Raw genomic sequence first — 16,155 nt, forward strand, 5'->3', positions numbered from 1 at the left:
ATGGAGGGAAAAGAGTGTCACACGTGAGTACGAAGGATAAAATCATTCAAACGGCAGCACTTCTTTTACGTAAACAGGGATACCATGCGACAGGATTGAATCAAATTATCAGAGAGAGCGGCACACCTAAAGGCTCTCTTTATTATTACTTTCCAAATGGAAAAGAAGAGCTGGCCATTGCATCTGTTGAATACATTAGTCAAAAGGTCATCAATCAAATTGAAGAAGGCTTTGCCTATTCGGATGACCCATATATCGCTATCGATCGTTTTATGACAAAGATCATTCGAGGATTTATGGAGAAAGAAAGTGAAAGAGGGATTCCAATTGTCTTGCTTGCGGCAGAGTCCAAGCCTGAAAACGCGCAGCTTCATGCTGCATGCAAACAAGAAATGATCCGCTGGCAGGAGCTTGTAAAAGAAAAGCTAATGAACAGCGGGTATGAAGAAAACAAAGCGGATGAGCTGGCTTCTCTCCTTCACTCAATGGTCATCGGGGGTTTATCGATGACCACTGCACTCAAGCAAACGACCCCTTTAGAACACGTAAAAAGTTACCTTAGACACTTATTTATGCGAGAAGAGTAAAATCTCTCGCATATTGTCTATCTATTATATCAATTGGTCTATATAATATAGATAGTCAATTTGTCATGAGGAGTGATGGGATGTCGGAGCAACCGCAATCGATGAAGCAATCCGAAGGTACCCCTTTTTATACCGTGTCTGGTTCCGGAAAGATGTATGGGCTGGAGAATCAGCTTGTTCATATGCTGGCAGAAGCAAATCAAACGAATCAGCTGTTTGAGCTTGCCTTAATCACAGGTGGGAAAGGAGCATATTTCCCGCTGCACTGTCATAAGCACTTATTTGAAACCATTTTTGTGCTGGAAGGAAAGCTTGAAGTGATGCTGGACGGTAAAAAATACATGGTCACAGCCTTTGATTATATTCATATCCCGCCCAAAACGATTCATGGCTACAGAATGCATAGTCATAAAACAAGATTTATTTCATATACGCTGGGCGGAAAAATGACAGATGTCTATCAGCAAATTGGAAAGAGGCTTTTTCAAAATGAATGTTTTTTGATGAATCATGCTTTCGATGCAACCAGTTTTCAGCAGGCTGAAAAAGAAAGCGATATCATGCTGATGCATGGAATCAGAGAACTGTCTAATACAACGAGGCCCTCCGTTTTATTTCATAGTCAGCTTCCTCACGAGGTACAGCCTTATGTATTAGAGGCTGGTGAAGGGAAGCAATACATCATTGATGGTCAAATTCATGAGCTGATTGCAACAGTAGAAACAACAGGAGGCGGATTCAGTCATTTTGTGGTTGAAGGAGCGAAGGAGAAATATTTCCCGCCGCATTATCATCAAGTTCATACAGAAGCAATCTATTGTGTTGAAGGGAAGATGAACCTTCATTTGAACGGAGAGGATATTTGCTTGATGCCGGGGGACTTTGTCTATATCCCGCCGGATACGATCCACTCTTATGAATTTGTGTCTCATTCAAATAAAATGTTGGTTTTGCTGCTTCCAGGAGAAATTGAGCAGGTGTATGAGCAGTTTGAAGAATCTCCAAGCCCAAATATATGCCCCTATTTTATTCAAGAAGGGAATTTCATGTTCAATCGGGAGACTTCAACTCAATATGATTTGTTTTTTGTCGAGAAGGAATAAGTGTGTAACGCGTTACACGACATCAGGAGTCTGTCGAAACAATCGACAGGCTTTTTTTGTTTTTTGCCTCCTCCACATAAATTTCTCATTTGATGAATGAACCATTCATTCAAGGTGAAGCTATGTAAAGATGACTTGAGCTAAAGGAGGAAATCCATGTGAGAGCTGTTACTTATCAAGGGAAAAATAGCATTGCAGTGAAGAAAGTAGATGCACCGTCGATTCAAGATCGGGAAGATGTGATCATACGTATTACATCAACAGCAATTTGTGGATCAGATTTACATTTGTATCAGGGGAATTTCCCGCTTCCAATCGGCTATGTGATTGGGCATGAACCAATGGGGATTGTGGAGGAAGTTGGCCCGGATGTCACAGCCGTAAAAAAGGGAGACCGTGTCGTCATTCCATTTACAGTTGCATGTGGTAAATGCCAATATTGCGATCATCACTTAGAAAGCCAATGTGACAACTCAAACCCGCACTACGATTCGGGTGGACTTTTTGGCTATAGTGAGAAATATGGGAATTACCCCGGAGGACAGGCAGAGTATTTACGCGTACCTTTTGGCAACTATACACCGTTTAAGATCCCAGAAGATTGTGAGCTGGAGGATGAACAATTGCTGTTCTTATCAGATGTCCTCCCAACCGCCTATTGGAGTGTAGAGCACGCAGGTGTGAAAAAAGGCGATACGGTCATCGTGCTAGGCTGCGGACCTGTTGGGTTAATGGCGCAGCAATTTGCTTGGCAAAAAGGAGCAGAACGTGTGATTGCCGTCGATTACATTGATTACCGCCTGCGGCATGCAAAACGAATGAGCGGCGTTGAGGTCTTTGACTTTACAGAAGATCCCGACATGGGAGAAACGTTAAAGGAGCTCACCAAGGGCGGAGCCGATGTTGTGATTGATTGTGTGGGAATGGATGGAAAGAAGTCGCCGCTTGAAAAAATTGAGCAAAAGCTCAAGCTGCAAGGCGGAACGATCGGACCCATTCAAATTGCCACAAAAGCCGTTCGCAAATGTGGAACAGTGCAGATGACGGGTGTGTACGGCGGCCTGTACAACATGTTTCCATTAGGCGCTTTTTTCGCAAGAAACGTCACCCTGAAAATGGGCCAAGCCCCGGCGAGAGGATACATGTCAAAGCTCTATCAAAAAGTGACAAGCGGTGAAATTGATCCTAGAGCCATTATCACTCACAAATTACCATTAGATGAAGCTGCACATGCGTACCACATCTTCAATGACAAACAGGATGATTGTATAAAGGTCGTTTTAAAGCCATAAAAAGAAGGCTTAGGAGTATTCCTAAGCCTCAGCGTGTAGACAAACCCTCGCATTCGGTGTCAGGTCTGCGTGCCGGTGCTCACGAATGCCCAATTCGCTCCGCTCCGGTACTCGTCCTTCCTAGACTGCAAAGGTTTTCTATGACGCTGAAAAGAAGACAAAGGGCTATTAGCCCTTTGTCGAAAATTTAAAGGCTTAGGAGTAATTCCTAAGCCTTTAATGTGTGCTCGTCCATCATTTTTTCGATTAATTCAAAAAATGTTTTTTTATCTTCCTCTGAAAGGTGGTTGAACAATTGATTCACAAGCAGCTGGCGATTGTCGATCATTTGTTTAGCAATTTGTTCACCCGATTCAGAGAGTTCAATCCACACTGTACGGCGGTCATTATTATTTCGAGAGCGGATGATCAGCCCTTCGTCTTCTAAGTGATTGAGAGCGGTTGTTGTTGCAGAGGGAGATAATGAAACTTCCTGCAGAATATTTTTCACAGTACATGATTGATGGCGGTAGATGATACGTAAAATAAACCCTTTAACATTCGTCACGTTTTTCGGAATATTTTCTTCATCTATTTGTTTCGTCGCCTTTAAATACTTCGTCAGTGCATGGTCTAACAAACTTGCCTCTAGCTCGAAATGTTGCATTCTCCATACCTCTTTTCCTATTGCATTCGCATTTTCCGATCAATTACTAGGTCTATCTTATCATAATAATCATCATGATTTAAACCAAAATGGAAGACGGCTATAAAATTACCTATATTATCAATTAATATAAAGAACAATTCCAAAATGAAATGATTTTACTTTCAGCTGTTTTTATTTTAGAATGTGAATGAGATAAAATCTGCCAACCCAATTCGCTGGAAATTGGCTATTGGAAATCAAACGTTTGGAGATGAAGATATTGAATACTTTACAGGCATTACTAAACGACAGAATGGAACGCTCTTCACAAATTGAGGCGGTAACTGGCGGAGGGGTGTCTTATACATTTGAAGAATATGCAAAACGCATCGACCAGCTTGCTCATTACTTAAATCAAAAAGGAATTCGAAAAGGTGACCGCGTTTGCTTTATTTGTCAAAACCATCATCACTTTTCAACGATTATGCTGGCAGCTATTAAAGCAGGTGCAGTCGCAGTTCCGCTTAGCTGGCAGCTTACTTCTTTTGAGCTGGAAGGTATTTTGAAAAAAGCAGAGCCAAAGGCTTTATTTTTTGACCGAGAATTCCGTGATGTGATTGCTGCGGTGAATGTGTCTTTAGACAACTGCCTCATGGTGGAATCTGGTGTGAATGCGAAAACAACGCAGCTGTTTGAAGACATATTGGCTTCAAACGATGGCAGCGATCTTGCGGAAGAGGTATCAGAAGAGGATCTAGCAATGATCTTATTTACCTCTGGGACAACGGGGAATCCAAAAGGCTGTATGGTCGGACATGGACGAATCTATGAATTTTTAACAAGACGCGGGAATCGAGGATTTGACTTGAAAGGAAAGCGGTACTTGGCGAGTCACCCTCTCTATCATATGAGTTCAATTAATCATCTGATCGCTGCTGCCATTGAAGGGTATACACTTGTTTTCTTACATGATGCAACACCGAAGCGCATTTTAGAAACGATCGAAAAAGAAAGAATTACGTTCATGATGGCTTTCCCATCAGCTTATACGTACATGCTGGAAGAAATGAAGCGCGGTTCGTATGACCTTTCATCCTTTGAAATTGCGATTTCTGGCGGTACGAAGGTGCCGGTCCGTTTGATTAAGGACTACAAAGAAGTAGGCATTCAGATGATGCATGGCTACGGAAGCACGGAAGCATGGGTTGTCAGTGCGTGGCATCCTGCGATGGGCGAGGATAAAATGGGCTCTGCTGGTAAAGTGGATCCAGATGTAGAAGTAAAAATCGTTCATCCTGAGACTGAGGAAACACTGCCAGCTGGAGAAATTGGCGAAGTCGTCATGAGAAGCCCATTTTATTTCTTAGGCTATTATCATCAGCCTGACGCTACTGCGAAGGTGCTCAAAGATGGCTGGTTCCATATGGGAGATGCAGGCTATCTAGATGAAGACGGGTTTCTATTTATCACAGGCAGATACAAAGATGTGATTTTATACGGTGGAGATAATATCTATCCTGATCAAGTAGAAGAAGTCATTGAACAAATTCCAGGTGTGATTGAATCAGCTGTCATCGGGGTGCCGGATGAATTATATGGTGAAGTGCCAAGTGCATATATCGTAAAAGACGAATCCGCCGATTTCTGCGAAGAAGATGTGGTGAACTATTGTCAGGAACGTTTGGCAGATTACAAAGTGCCATCCATTCATTTCATCAGTGATCTGCCAAAAAACAAGCTTGGTAAAATTATGAAGAAAGATTTACGTGAATTGGTTGTGAATGCTTAGTACCTATTCTGCTATAATGAAATTTGAATGATTTTTTGTTTTTCTAACGTTTTGGAGGGAAAGGGTTTGCGACATATTCTTCGTAAGAAACACGTTCACGATTTGTTGGAACAGAGCAGACAGCAAAAGGTAAAGAAAACACTGGGCGGGCTAGATCTCACGCTTCTTGGTATAGGGGCAGTGATTGGCACAGGGGTTATGGTGTTAACTGGTATAACAGCGGCTAAGGATGCAGGACCGGCTGTTATTTTCTCCTTTGCGATTGCAGCCATTGTGTGCAGTTTGGCAGCACTTTGTTATGCAGAAATGGCTTCAGCGCTTCCTGTATTCGGCAGTGCGTACATTTATTCATATACGACCATGGGCGAGCTTGTAGGCCATTTGATGGGCTGGACCTTATTGTCTGTTTATATGCTGACTGCTTCAGCTGTCGCCAGCGGCTGGTCGAGTTATTTCAACAGCCTGCTTGAGGGATTTGGAATTTCGATTCCGCATCAATTTTTAGCGGGGCCGGAGCAAGGCGGATATATGAATCTGCCGGCGATTATCATTGCTTTACTGATTGCGTGGATCTTATCTAGAGGAACGAAGGAAAGTAAAAAATTTAATAATATCATGGTGTTTGTGAAACTCGGTATTATTGTTCTTTTCATTGTAGTAGGCGGCTTTTATGTACAGCCAGCCAATTGGCAGCCATTTATGCCGTTTGGCGCAGAAGGCGTCATCGCCGGTGCTGCTGCTGTATTTTTTGCCTTTTTAGGGTTCGATGCAATTTCTGCTTCAGCAGAAGAGGTGAAAAATCCGCAGCGGAACCTGCCAATTGGGATCATAGGTTCATTACTTATTTGTACGATCATTTACATTGTCGTTTGTTTGGTCATGACAGGCATGGTGCATTATACAAAGCTGAATGTTACAGAGGCTATGTCCTATGTCCTGCAAAGTGTACATCAAAATAGCGTGGCTGGTATTATTTCTGTTGGTGCGGTCATTGGATTGATGGCTGTGATTTTCGCCAATAATTATGCAGCAACTCGAATTGCCTATGCGATGGGCCGAGACGGACTTTTGCCTAAAGTGTTTTCAAAAACAAACAAAAGCGATACGCCTGTTGCTAGCATATGGATGATTGGCGGAATGACAGCTGTTATTTCAGGCTTTATTGATTTGAAGGATCTGTCCAACTTAGCGAATATCGGTGCGTTATTAACGTTTGCCATGGTCAGTTTATCTGTGCTTATTCTGAGAAAAACACATCAGCAGCTTGAGAGGGGCTTCAGGGTTCCTTTTGTGCCGGTTTTGCCGATTATTTCAATGGGCTGCTGCTTGTTCCTTATGCTCAATTTACCAGGCCGGACATGGCTTTACTTTGGGGTTTGGCTGTTAATCGGTGTCGTCATGTACGCAGCGTATTCAAACAAACATAGTGAATTAGCGAAATCTTCATGAGAAAAAGGTGCAAATCCGTTGACGATTTGTGCCTTTTTTCATACGATTTGGGATAAGCTATAAAAGAGATAATGGACGGAACAAGAGGAGGATGAGGGATATGATTAGTGTTAGTCCTTATATTGTTGTAGAAGATGTGAAAGAATCTCTTCAATATTATCAAGGGATTTTTGGTGGGGATATTCAGATCTTAAATGAACACCAGGACCGTGTCCTGCATGCTGAATTGCATCTTGGGGAATCACTGCTTCATTTTTCAGATACGTTTGGACGTACACCAAAGCCAGAGAATCTTAGATTGATCATGCAGTTTGACAATGAAGAAGAACTAAAGGCTGTCTATGAAGCGCTGGAAGCTGATGGAGATGTACTGGTCGAATTACAGGATACCTTCTTTGGCGCACTTCACGGACAAGTACAGGACCGGAAAAATGGGTTGATCTGGGTTCTGAATTTTATGAAATAGACGAAGACCTTCACGAGTGTGAAGGTTTTTTTGTGAGTGTTTTTATTTTCTGAAAAATGGAAAATATGCTATGTTGGAAGAATAAAAGGACAAGGAGAAGGGTGGCAAAGGAATGGAACAAATTGAGTTTCAATCAATCCAAACAAATGGTGTAACACTTCACACAGCAATGGCTGGACCAGAAAATGGCCCGCTGCTTTTGCTGCTCCACGGGTTTCCTGAGTTTTGGTACGGCTGGAAAAATCAAATCATCCCCTTGGCTGAGGCAGGCTATCGTGTTGTCGTTCCTGACCAAAGAGGCTACCATCTAAGTGACAAGCCAGAAGGGGTCGAATCCTACGTATTAGATAAACTGAGAGATGATATTGTGGGTTTGATCAAGACGCTGAGCCCGAACCAAAAGGCGATTGTCGGCGGACATGACTGGGGCGGAGCTGTTGCTTGGCATTTGGCTTCAACCCGTTCGCAATATGTCGAGAAATTAATCATTGTCAATATGCCGCATCCGCGGGTGATGATGAAGGTTCTTCCTTTTTATCCGCCGCAGTGGAAGAAAAGCTCCTATATCGCTTTTTTTCAGCTTCCGAATGCTCCAGAGGCAGCACTTCAAGAAAATCACTTTCAAAAGCTGGATGAAGCCATTGGGCTGACGGCAAGACCACATTTGTTCACGAAGGAAGATGTCTCAAGCTACAAGCTCGCTTGGACGCAGCCAGGCGCCTTGACCTCAATGCTGAATTGGTATCGAGCCATCAAAAAAGGCGGCTTTGAAAAGCCAATTTCAAAACGAATTCTCGTCCCTGTTCGCATGATCTGGGGGATGGAGGACAAATTTTTAAGCAGAAAGCTGGCGAAGGAAACGATAAAGATCTGTCCAAATGGCCAGCTGATCTTTGTCGATGATGCCTCTCATTGGATCAATCATGAGAAACCAGAGGTCGTCAACAAACTTATACTTGAATTTTTGTCATAAAGAAAAAAGCTCTGATCAGTTGACCAGAGCTTTTTTGATTTATCCGATTTGATTCTTTTTCAATGCAGTAGGTTCGTCGTCCCAGCATTCAATTTTCTCATTGTTTGGAACGGCATTTTTATAGAAAATAGGATCTTTGCCTTCTTTTTTCTGTCTCGTGTAGTCCTTCAGTGCTGCGAAGGCGACCTTAGACAGCATGGTAATGGCGATGAGGTTGACGATGACCATGAGTCCCATGAAGAGATCGGCTAGACCCCAAACGAGAGGAACAGTGGCAACCGAACCGAACAGAACCATTCCAATAACGGCAATTCGATAGATGTTTAGCCAAATTTTGTTCGCTCCTAGGAATTCAATGTTCGTTTCCCCATAGTAATAGTTACCGATCAATGTACTGAACGCGAATAGGAAAATCATGATGGCAAGGAAGCCAGAGGCCCATGGTCCAATATGCTGACTAAGAGAAGCCTGTGTTAATTCAATTCCTTGCAGGCTTGTTGTTTTATACGCATCAGAAAATAGAACAAGGAAGGCTGTGCTTGTACAAATAATTAATGTATCTGTTAACACGCCGAATGCTTGGATTAATCCTTGTTTAACAGGGTGGCTTGTGACAGCCGTTGCTGCTGCGTTAGGTGCACTACCCATACCGGCTTCATTCGAGAAAAGACCGCGTTTAATCCCTTGTAATAAAGCACCGCCTAGCGTACCGCCAGCGAACTGTTCAAACCCGAAGGCGTGTTTCACAATCGTGCTGATGACACCAGGAAGTTCCGTGATATTTGTGACAATGACAAAGAACGCAATTCCGATATAAGCAACTGCAAGCACAACGACAATGTATTCAGAAGCCTTTGCGATCGCTTGGATGCCTTTGAAAATGATTGCTGCAATAATGACAGCCATCACAATACCGACGGTTAAACGGTCTAAACCAAAGGAGTTTTTAAAAGCGACAGAGATCGTATTTGATTGAACTGCGTTAAAGACGATTCCAAAAGAAATCGTAATCAGGATCGCAAATAAAATCCCCATCCAGCGCTTGTTTAACCCTTTTTCCATGTAATAAGCAGGTCCTCCGCGGAAGCCTGTTTTGTCTTTTACTTTATATACTTGAGCTAGTGTACTTTCAACGAAACTTGAAGCAGATCCGATAATGGCTACGATCCACATCCAAAAGATGGCGCCAGGGCCGCCAATGGCAATAGCGATAGCAATCCCTGTGATATTTCCTGTCCCTACACGTGCTGCCATACTGATGGCAAATGCTTGGAACGGTGATATTCCCTCTTTTTCTTTTCTTCCTTCTTTCAGGACACGCAGCATTTCTTTCATCATTCTCACTTGCATGAAGCGTGTTCTATATGTGAAGTAGAGTCCAACTCCAAGTAACAGAGCAATCACAATATAAGTCCAAATAAAATCATTTGTATGTGTTAAATAAGATAGCAAAGCTTTTTCGTTCATAACATCACCTCTTCGAATTCATCACTGTTCTTTTTAAAAAATACTGAGATCCCACTCTTTGGCGAGCTTTTTCAGCATCATGACACCGGTAATACTATTTCCGCAATCGTCAATGGCGGGACCGTAAATACCGATTCCACAGCCTGTCTGAAACGGAAATTCTCTTCTTGCGCTTGGCGGAACGCAAGCCATAATTCCTCCAGACACACCACTCTTCGCTGGTACCCCTACGAAAGCAGCAAAATTCCCAGACGCATTATACATGCCGCATGTCAGCATCAATGCCTTTGTTAGTCTGGCGATATCCTTTGGGATGACTTGGACTTGTTTAAAGGGATGATAGCCATCACTTGATATAATCAGTCCAATCAAGGCGATGTCCTCTGTTGTGACCTCGATGGAACATTGCTTTAAATACACTTCTAACGTGTCCTCGACATCCGATTCTAAATAATTGGTTTCTTTTAAATAATAAGCAAGTGCTCGATTTCGGTGCGCAGTTGCCCATTCTGATTGATAAACCTCTTCATTAACAGAAGGACGCTTACCTATTAAGTTTTCGATTAAATCGAAAATATATGCTAGCTTTTCTGTAGAAGTCTTTCCGGGAAGGATGGAGGATACGGTAATAGCTCCAGCATTAATCATTGGATTAAAGGGCTTCCCTGGTTTATGCATCTCAAGACGGTAGATGGAATTAAATGCATCACCAGTTGGCTCTACATCTACCCGATCCAAGACGTAAGGAACGCCTCTTCCTAAACAGGCAGCTATAAAGCTGATGACTTTTGAGATACTTTGCAGGGTAAAGGGAACGTCCCAATCACCATATCGTACAGATGATCCATCTGGGCCTATCACGCTGATACCAAGTTGAGAGGAATTCACTTTTCCAAGTGCTGGAATGTAGCCAGCATTCTGTCCGTTTATGTAATACGGACGTATTTCTTCTGCCCATTGATCAACAGAAGACTGGCATGCGTGTTGTGTATTATTAGAAATTGCTGTTTTCATACGATTCCTCCAATCAAAAATCAAAAAGTACCCTATTGAATTGGCGGATGACAAAAAATGCGATCAAATAGGCACGAAAACATGTTACACATCTTCAAAGAACTTGTCATGCGCTGCTTGCACCACTCCTTTACACCTAAATATATGTACAAATGAAGGCATTGTCGGCGGAAAAACAAAAAGGGTTTTTAGTGAAAATTAAGAAAACGCTTACATATAGTTTCACTAAAATTATTCATTCAATTTATCTTGGAAACTACACAATCTGACGTAAATCTACAGAAAAACTTACAAATAAAAATCAGTCTGTCGATGATTGTCTAAACAATTCCTATTATTGTCGTCAATGATCAAAACAGTGAATAGCTGAAAGGTCACCTTGCTACCCCGGAGAATAGTCATAAAAAAGGATTTTGAGGATAAAAGGAGCAGTGAAAATTATTTTTTTGTACATTGTGGAGAAAAGAGTCTCCTTGTATACTGTGGCTATGCAAACAGGGGAAGGGATGTCAGTCATTTGAGTTTAAATCAGCTTGTCAAAAAGGACGCATTCATTTTAATTTTTATGATGGTCATTGTGCCGCTTGCAGGAGAGCTGAAGTTTTATCCTGTGAATGAGACGTTTCGCATCAGTTTTGGCGCACCTGCGTTTTTCTTTTGCTTATTACTCTTAAGAAAATCTAAACCGCTATTGCCGGGGTTTTTAACAGGCGCAGCCATTGTGCTTTTTCGGGTAGGTTTAGATTTGATTCAGCAGAATGCTGATCTGGCTTCATCATTTTATCAGCAATTCCCAAGCTTCTTTTTCTATTTCACTTATGCTTTCCTGTTTTTTGCCGTCCGTACGGGACGCTTTAAACAGCGCTCTATTTTCATTGGGATCATCGGCCTGATGATCGAATTAGTTGCTGATTTTGTCGAGCTGTTTGTACAATTTCTAGTGTTTGATACAACGATGACCTTATCAAAGCTGAGCGATATGTTCCTCATTGCATTTGCTCACAGCTTTGTGGTGATCAGTTTTTTTAATATGATGAAGCTGTATGAGGCTCAATCAAGAGAAAAGCAGATCATGAAACAAAATGAGCATATGATGATGGTCATTTCGAATTTATATGAAGAAACGGTGCATTTAAAGAAAACGTTAAAACATACAGAGCATATTACACAAGAATCATACCGGCTTTACCGTCTGCTGCATGAACACGAAGCGGGGAAAAAAGTGAGTCAGGAGCTGTTAAAGCTCGCAGGAGAAATTCATGAAGTGAAAAAGGACAATCAGCGTATTTATGCTGGGCTTTCAAAGCTGATTTCGAAGGAAAATATGCAAGACTATATGAAGGCGGAAGAGCTCGTCCAAATTGTCATCCGGATTCAAGAGAAGTATGCTTTATCTCTTGGGAAAAACATCTCCTTTACATCTGATATAAGGGGCATTCATCTGCATGATTATCATGTGTTTATTTTCTTATCGCTGATTAATAATTTAATGGCCAATGCAGTCGAAGCAATAAAAGATACCGGGATGATCTCACTCGAATTGAAAGGAAGTCATGATAAAATAGAGATTCGGATTGAAGATGACGGACCAGGGATTCCTAAAAAAATGAGAGAGATTGTGTTTGATCCAGGGTATACCTCCAAATTTGATGCATTTGGAACACCGTCTACAGGGATTGGCTTATCCTATGTGAGAGAGTTGGTTCAAGAGCTTGGCGGTCATATTCAAATCGAACCAAAAGAAACAAAAGGTGCAGCTTTTCTGCTTGTCCTTCCTATACAAAATTTAATACAGAGAGGGTGAGTGTATGCGATTCTTCATTGCAGATGATGATCGTGCAATACGCTCGATTTTAGGTCAAATCATAGAGGATGAGGATTTGGGAGAGGTCGTAGATGAAGCGGGTGACGGAGTTGGATTAGAGGCACATTCCCTGAACCTCAAGAAAGTAGACATCCTTTTGATTGATCTTTTAATGCCTGCTAGAGATGGCATTCAAACCATCCGTCATATTCACCCTGAATTCAAAGGCAAGGTCATTATGATTTCTCAAGTAGAGGCGAAAGAGATGATGGCAGAAGCCTATGAACTAGGGATTGAATATTATATCCATAAGCCTGTCAATCGCATTGAAATCGTCAGTGTGATTCGAAAAGTCATGGAGCGTATCAAGCTGGAAAAATCGATTTACGATATACAAGCCTCTCTTCGCCACGTGCTGCCATTAGAGCCTGTCATTTCTCAAGGCGCGGGCGCTGGGGCGAAGAGAAGAACGATGAAAGAGGCTGGAGAATTCCTCTTATCTGAGCTGGGAATTGTCGGTGAGAGCGGCTCTAAGGATTTACTGGAGATACTCATCTACTTACATGAAACACAGTCAGCCAATTCTCATGAGGTCAATTTCCCGCCGCTAAAGCAGCTGTTTATCAAAACAGCAGAAAGAAAACTGGATCATGGTGCAACCGATGTAGAGGTGATGCGGGAAGTGAAAGCGGCGGAGCAGCGGATTAGACGAGCTATTCATCATTCCTTGAATCATTTTGCCTCACTAGGATTAACAGATTTCTCAAATCCTAAGTTTGAGCACTACGCGTCGAAGTTTTTCGATTTTACCGATGTCAGTCAAAGAATGAAAGAAATGCAGAAGACATCTTCTCCCTCAGGGTCGACTGGCAGAGTCAATACGAAGAAATTCGTTCAAATCTTTTATTTTGAGGCAAAGCAGTTATTCGAAGGGATGAGCTGAGGAAAATCTGTTGGTATGATTGGAGAAAATAAACAGAGAAAGTCTGTCTTTCCTATGATCTATCGTGATCTTCAGGTGTTTTTATGATTTAACTGATCATTCAGATTTTTCTTTTTTCTTGAAAATAAAACCCTCCTGTGCAATCGTTTGTTAAAATAGTGAGGTTAGACTAGAATGTCGGAGGTTTTATTTTGGGAAAAATTAAACGAAATGCGCTCTGCCCTTGCGGAAGCGGAAAAAAATATAAACATTGCTGTGGTCAAAAATCAGGCGGAGAACAAACGTCTGAGCTTGTGTTTAAGGAAGCTGTACAAGTTCAAAAGGATTTAATGAATTATGCTTTTTCTAAGCATCAGAGAGCGATCAATCAATTCATTAATGAGTTTTCTTTCCTTGCAGATATGGATAAAGAAACGCAACAAATCTCAGTTTTCCATTTGAGTGTATGGGGCATCTTCTTCCGTCCATTAACTGATCAGAAAGAGACCATTTTCGAAGAGTTCCTGACAAAGAAAGCAGAAGATATTACCCGTCCGAAAACAAGACAAGTGGTCCAATCTTGGACAGACATGGAGCCATCTTTGCTTTTATTAAATGAAAAAACGGACGAGTCTCTTTACTTTGAGAATATGGTAACAGCGGAGAAGGTTGAAGTAGATGTAAAACCTGATCAAACGGTACTGCCTGAAAAGGGAAGTCTCGTGCTTGGTTTTCCTGTTCAATTTGAAGAAAAGGCAGAGTTTTTCATTCAATATACGATGTTTGCGAAAGAGTTTACAGATACTCTTCTTCTTCAAGTTCGCCAGCTTGTTGACGCATATGAAGCAAATGGAGGCGAGCGCAGCACATTTATGAGAGAATCATTCCCTGATGTGCTGAAGTGTATGTTTGCGAAGCAAGAAGTAGAAGAATCAGAAACACCTGCTCAAACAGAAGGCGATGCAGGTCTATCAGCAGATCGTATGGACTGGGCAAGTGACGTCCAGCTGGAAACTGCTAAGCTGATTGAAGACGGAATGAAGGAGCACGGTGACCAAAGCCTGACAGATGGTGCTTTAACGGTTTGGAAAGCCTACTGTGATCAGAAATCACCTGTGATCCGTAAAGCAGCGTCATTTGCTGCGGGAATCGAATACTACATTCATTCACTTGCAAGCGATGCCCCGCTTTCTCAAGCACAAGTAGCGAAAAAGTATGGCATTAGTGCGTCGACTGTATCGAGCCGTTTTAAAGATATCGAAAAAGCGGTGAAAGAAGAGCAAGAGGCGACAGTATAATATAAAAAAGACGCGGCTCCTTCAGAGGCCAGCGTCTTTTTTTAGATTATCTCGTTTTAATAAAACCGCTCATGTACTGCTCTGTATTATAATCATTGAGGTCAATTTTCCATTGACCATCCCCATTACGTTTCATTTTCACTTCATATTCAGCTGGGCTGGAAACGGGAGGAAGTTTTTCGAATTCAGATGCGTACATGTTTAAGCTTTTTTTATACAGTTCTTCTTTAGAACGGATTTTCCCGTTGTAAAACTCGTCTCTTTGCTTGTCTAGCTTGTCTTTTAAGTTAGAAGCATCAATGCCGGTTACTTGAGCGACAACCTTTGCTTCGTCATCAGAGATGGTTTTCACACTTGTTTCTACTTTCGCTTTATCCTTCATGGTGTTTTGAATGCGTTTGTACATCGACAGAATATCTCGGTCACTCACTTCATTTCCGTATATTCCTGCACTTCTTTTGAAGTCTTTTACAAACATCTCATGGTATTTATTGACGACATCCGATTGGTTGTCACCCGTTAAATCTGCGAATTCATCGTTCTTTTTATCAAAAACAATAATATCGGTATAAGCGGATAACGCTTTTGCTGGGTTATCCAGCTTTTTTGCTGAATCGAGTATTTTGTTTCCATCTAGGTCGATTTGGATGGAATCACTGTTTTTCTTGATGCTGTCCTGATAGACGAACTGATATTTTTTCCCTTTGTCTACTAGGAAATAAAGAGCTCCTGAAATTGACTTGCCTTTGTTCAATGAACCAAGGTCAAGACGGTCTTTGCTGCCGTAGAATTTTAAATCAGATACTTTGGCGTCGTCCTGATAAAGGGAGAAGTCAGAGTTATATAATGAAAGGGCTTTGTCACCTTTGTTTGTGATCGTCAGATTTACTTTTAGTACCAATTCATTGTCTCTCAGGGTAGTTGTTGAGTCTTCTGGTAACGTATATTCGTAGCTATTGACTTTTACCTCTGCTGTTTTTGTTGACTTTTGATCAGCGTCGGTTGATTTGGCTGAGCTCTGGCATGCTGCAGAGATGATCATCACGAATGAAATCATGAGGAGTGCACTTATTTTTTTAAGATTCACAGTTGAAGCTCCTTTGCTTTTCTTTCGTCATTTCATTCCCGCTATCTGACTAAGAAAAAAGAAACAGATAGATTGGTATATTCGGGTGTTAAAGGGGAAAATATCCTAATGACGATTTGCACTATTCATTCTATCGAAATTCATTCATGATGAGGAATAGGTTTTAGTCCCTATTTTTGATAGCTTTTAACACAATCATCTATAAAATAAGGAATTAAATAAGCACAATATACTGGTTAATAAGTATTAATTTATAGATTTATTTTAGCTTTTAAA

The 16,155-nt window shown here is 41.6% G+C and carries 14 protein-coding genes; 10 read left to right on the top strand and 4 right to left on the bottom strand.

The window, feature by feature from the left end:
* The first annotated feature begins 14 nt into the window (after positions 1-14).
* The 3 genes from EV579_RS14715 to EV579_RS14725 all read left to right on the top strand — a co-directional run bounded on the left by EV579_RS14715 (position 15) and on the right by EV579_RS14725 (position 2,982).
* Positions 15-587: a TetR/AcrR family transcriptional regulator gene (locus tag EV579_RS14715; protein ID WP_024424384.1), complete on the top strand. Its 573-nt coding sequence runs from the start codon at positions 15-17 to the stop codon at positions 585-587.
* 80 nt (positions 588-667) lie between these two features.
* Positions 668-1,690: a quercetin 2,3-dioxygenase gene (locus EV579_RS14720; RefSeq protein WP_133744705.1), complete on the top strand. Its 1,023-nt coding sequence runs from the start codon at positions 668-670 to the stop codon at positions 1,688-1,690.
* A gap of 158 nt (positions 1,691-1,848) precedes the next feature.
* Complete coding sequence (locus tag EV579_RS14725) at positions 1,849-2,982, top strand: zinc-dependent alcohol dehydrogenase (RefSeq protein ID WP_024424382.1); 1,134 nt, start codon at positions 1,849-1,851, stop codon at positions 2,980-2,982.
* A gap of 208 nt (positions 2,983-3,190) precedes the next feature.
* Here the strand turns inward: EV579_RS14725 and EV579_RS14730 are convergent, their stop codons facing one another.
* Entirely contained in the window at positions 3,191-3,628 is a 438-nt protein-coding gene (locus EV579_RS14730) for a MarR family winged helix-turn-helix transcriptional regulator (protein ID WP_012008812.1), read from the bottom strand.
* Between the two features lie 262 nt (positions 3,629-3,890).
* On the opposite strand from EV579_RS14730, the gene EV579_RS14735 reads away from it, so the two are divergent.
* From EV579_RS14735 to EV579_RS14750, 4 genes are all read left to right on the top strand, one after another.
* On the top strand, positions 3,891-5,399 hold the full coding sequence (locus tag EV579_RS14735; RefSeq protein ID WP_044333499.1) for a class I adenylate-forming enzyme family protein: 1,509 nt from the start codon (positions 3,891-3,893) through the stop codon (positions 5,397-5,399).
* Positions 5,400-5,465: 66 nt separating this feature from the next.
* Positions 5,466-6,848 carry an amino acid permease gene (locus EV579_RS14740; protein ID WP_041106205.1) on the top strand — a complete coding sequence of 461 codons (1,383 nt, stop codon included), beginning with the start codon at positions 5,466-5,468 and terminating at the stop codon, positions 6,846-6,848.
* Positions 6,849-6,948: 100 nt separating this feature from the next.
* On the top strand, positions 6,949-7,314 hold the full coding sequence (locus tag EV579_RS14745) for a VOC family protein (RefSeq protein ID WP_044333502.1): 366 nt from the start codon (positions 6,949-6,951) through the stop codon (positions 7,312-7,314).
* 112 nt (positions 7,315-7,426) lie between these two features.
* Positions 7,427-8,287 (top strand): alpha/beta fold hydrolase, encoded by an 861-nt coding sequence (locus EV579_RS14750; protein ID WP_044333504.1) that lies wholly within the window; start codon positions 7,427-7,429, stop codon positions 8,285-8,287.
* Positions 8,288-8,326: 39 nt separating this feature from the next.
* On the opposite strand, the gene EV579_RS14755 is transcribed toward EV579_RS14750, so the two are convergent.
* Together EV579_RS14755 and EV579_RS14760 are read right to left on the bottom strand one after the other, a co-directional pair.
* Positions 8,327-9,754: an alanine/glycine:cation symporter family protein gene (locus EV579_RS14755; RefSeq protein ID WP_133744706.1), complete on the bottom strand. Its 1,428-nt coding sequence runs from the start codon at positions 9,752-9,754 to the stop codon at positions 8,327-8,329.
* Between the two features lie 33 nt (positions 9,755-9,787).
* Positions 9,788-10,768 (bottom strand): glutaminase, encoded by a 981-nt coding sequence (locus EV579_RS14760; protein WP_044333602.1) that lies wholly within the window; start codon positions 10,766-10,768, stop codon positions 9,788-9,790.
* 517 nt (positions 10,769-11,285) lie between these two features.
* Between EV579_RS14760 and EV579_RS14765 the strand changes: the two genes are divergently transcribed.
* The 3 genes from EV579_RS14765 to EV579_RS14775 all read left to right on the top strand — a co-directional run bounded on the left by EV579_RS14765 (position 11,286) and on the right by EV579_RS14775 (position 14,792).
* On the top strand, positions 11,286-12,572 hold the full coding sequence (locus EV579_RS14765; RefSeq protein ID WP_024424375.1) for an ATP-binding protein: 1,287 nt from the start codon (positions 11,286-11,288) through the stop codon (positions 12,570-12,572).
* A gap of 4 nt (positions 12,573-12,576) precedes the next feature.
* On the top strand, positions 12,577-13,515 hold the full coding sequence (locus EV579_RS14770) for a response regulator (protein ID WP_025092765.1): 939 nt from the start codon (positions 12,577-12,579) through the stop codon (positions 13,513-13,515).
* A gap of 191 nt (positions 13,516-13,706) precedes the next feature.
* A complete protein-coding gene (locus tag EV579_RS14775; protein ID WP_133744707.1) occupies positions 13,707-14,792 on the top strand; it encodes an SEC-C metal-binding domain-containing protein in 1,086 nt (361 codons plus the stop codon).
* A 46-nt stretch (positions 14,793-14,838) separates the two neighbouring features.
* Here the strand turns inward: EV579_RS14775 and EV579_RS14780 are convergent, their stop codons facing one another.
* The gene (locus EV579_RS14780) at positions 14,839-15,879 is read right to left on the bottom strand and encodes a DUF4352 domain-containing protein (RefSeq protein ID WP_133744708.1); all 1,041 of its coding nucleotides are present in this window, start codon (positions 15,877-15,879) and stop codon (positions 14,839-14,841) included.
* Between the last annotated feature and the right edge of the window lie 276 nt (positions 15,880-16,155).

The sequence above is a fragment of the Bacillus sp. BK450 genome (assembly GCF_004364885.1).
In the GTDB taxonomy this organism is placed as follows: domain Bacteria; phylum Bacillota; class Bacilli; order Bacillales; family Bacillaceae; genus Bacillus; species Bacillus safensis.

Coding starts and splice junctions, on each gene's coding strand:
- EV579_RS14720 (WP_133744705.1), top strand. CDS start 668: ATGTCGGAGCAACCGCAATCGATGAAGCAATCCGAAGGTACCCCTTTT.
- EV579_RS14730 (WP_012008812.1), bottom strand. CDS start 3,628: ATGCAACATTTCGAGCTAGAGGCAAGTTTGTTAGACCATGCACTGACG.
- EV579_RS14745 (WP_044333502.1), top strand. CDS start 6,949: ATGATTAGTGTTAGTCCTTATATTGTTGTAGAAGATGTGAAAGAATCT.
- EV579_RS14750 (WP_044333504.1), top strand. CDS start 7,427: ATGGAACAAATTGAGTTTCAATCAATCCAAACAAATGGTGTAACACTT.
- EV579_RS14755 (WP_133744706.1), bottom strand. CDS start 9,754: ATGAACGAAAAAGCTTTGCTATCTTATTTAACACATACAAATGATTTT.
- EV579_RS14760 (WP_044333602.1), bottom strand. CDS start 10,768: ATGAAAACAGCAATTTCTAATAATACACAACACGCATGCCAGTCTTCT.
- EV579_RS14770 (WP_025092765.1), top strand. CDS start 12,577: ATGCGATTCTTCATTGCAGATGATGATCGTGCAATACGCTCGATTTTA.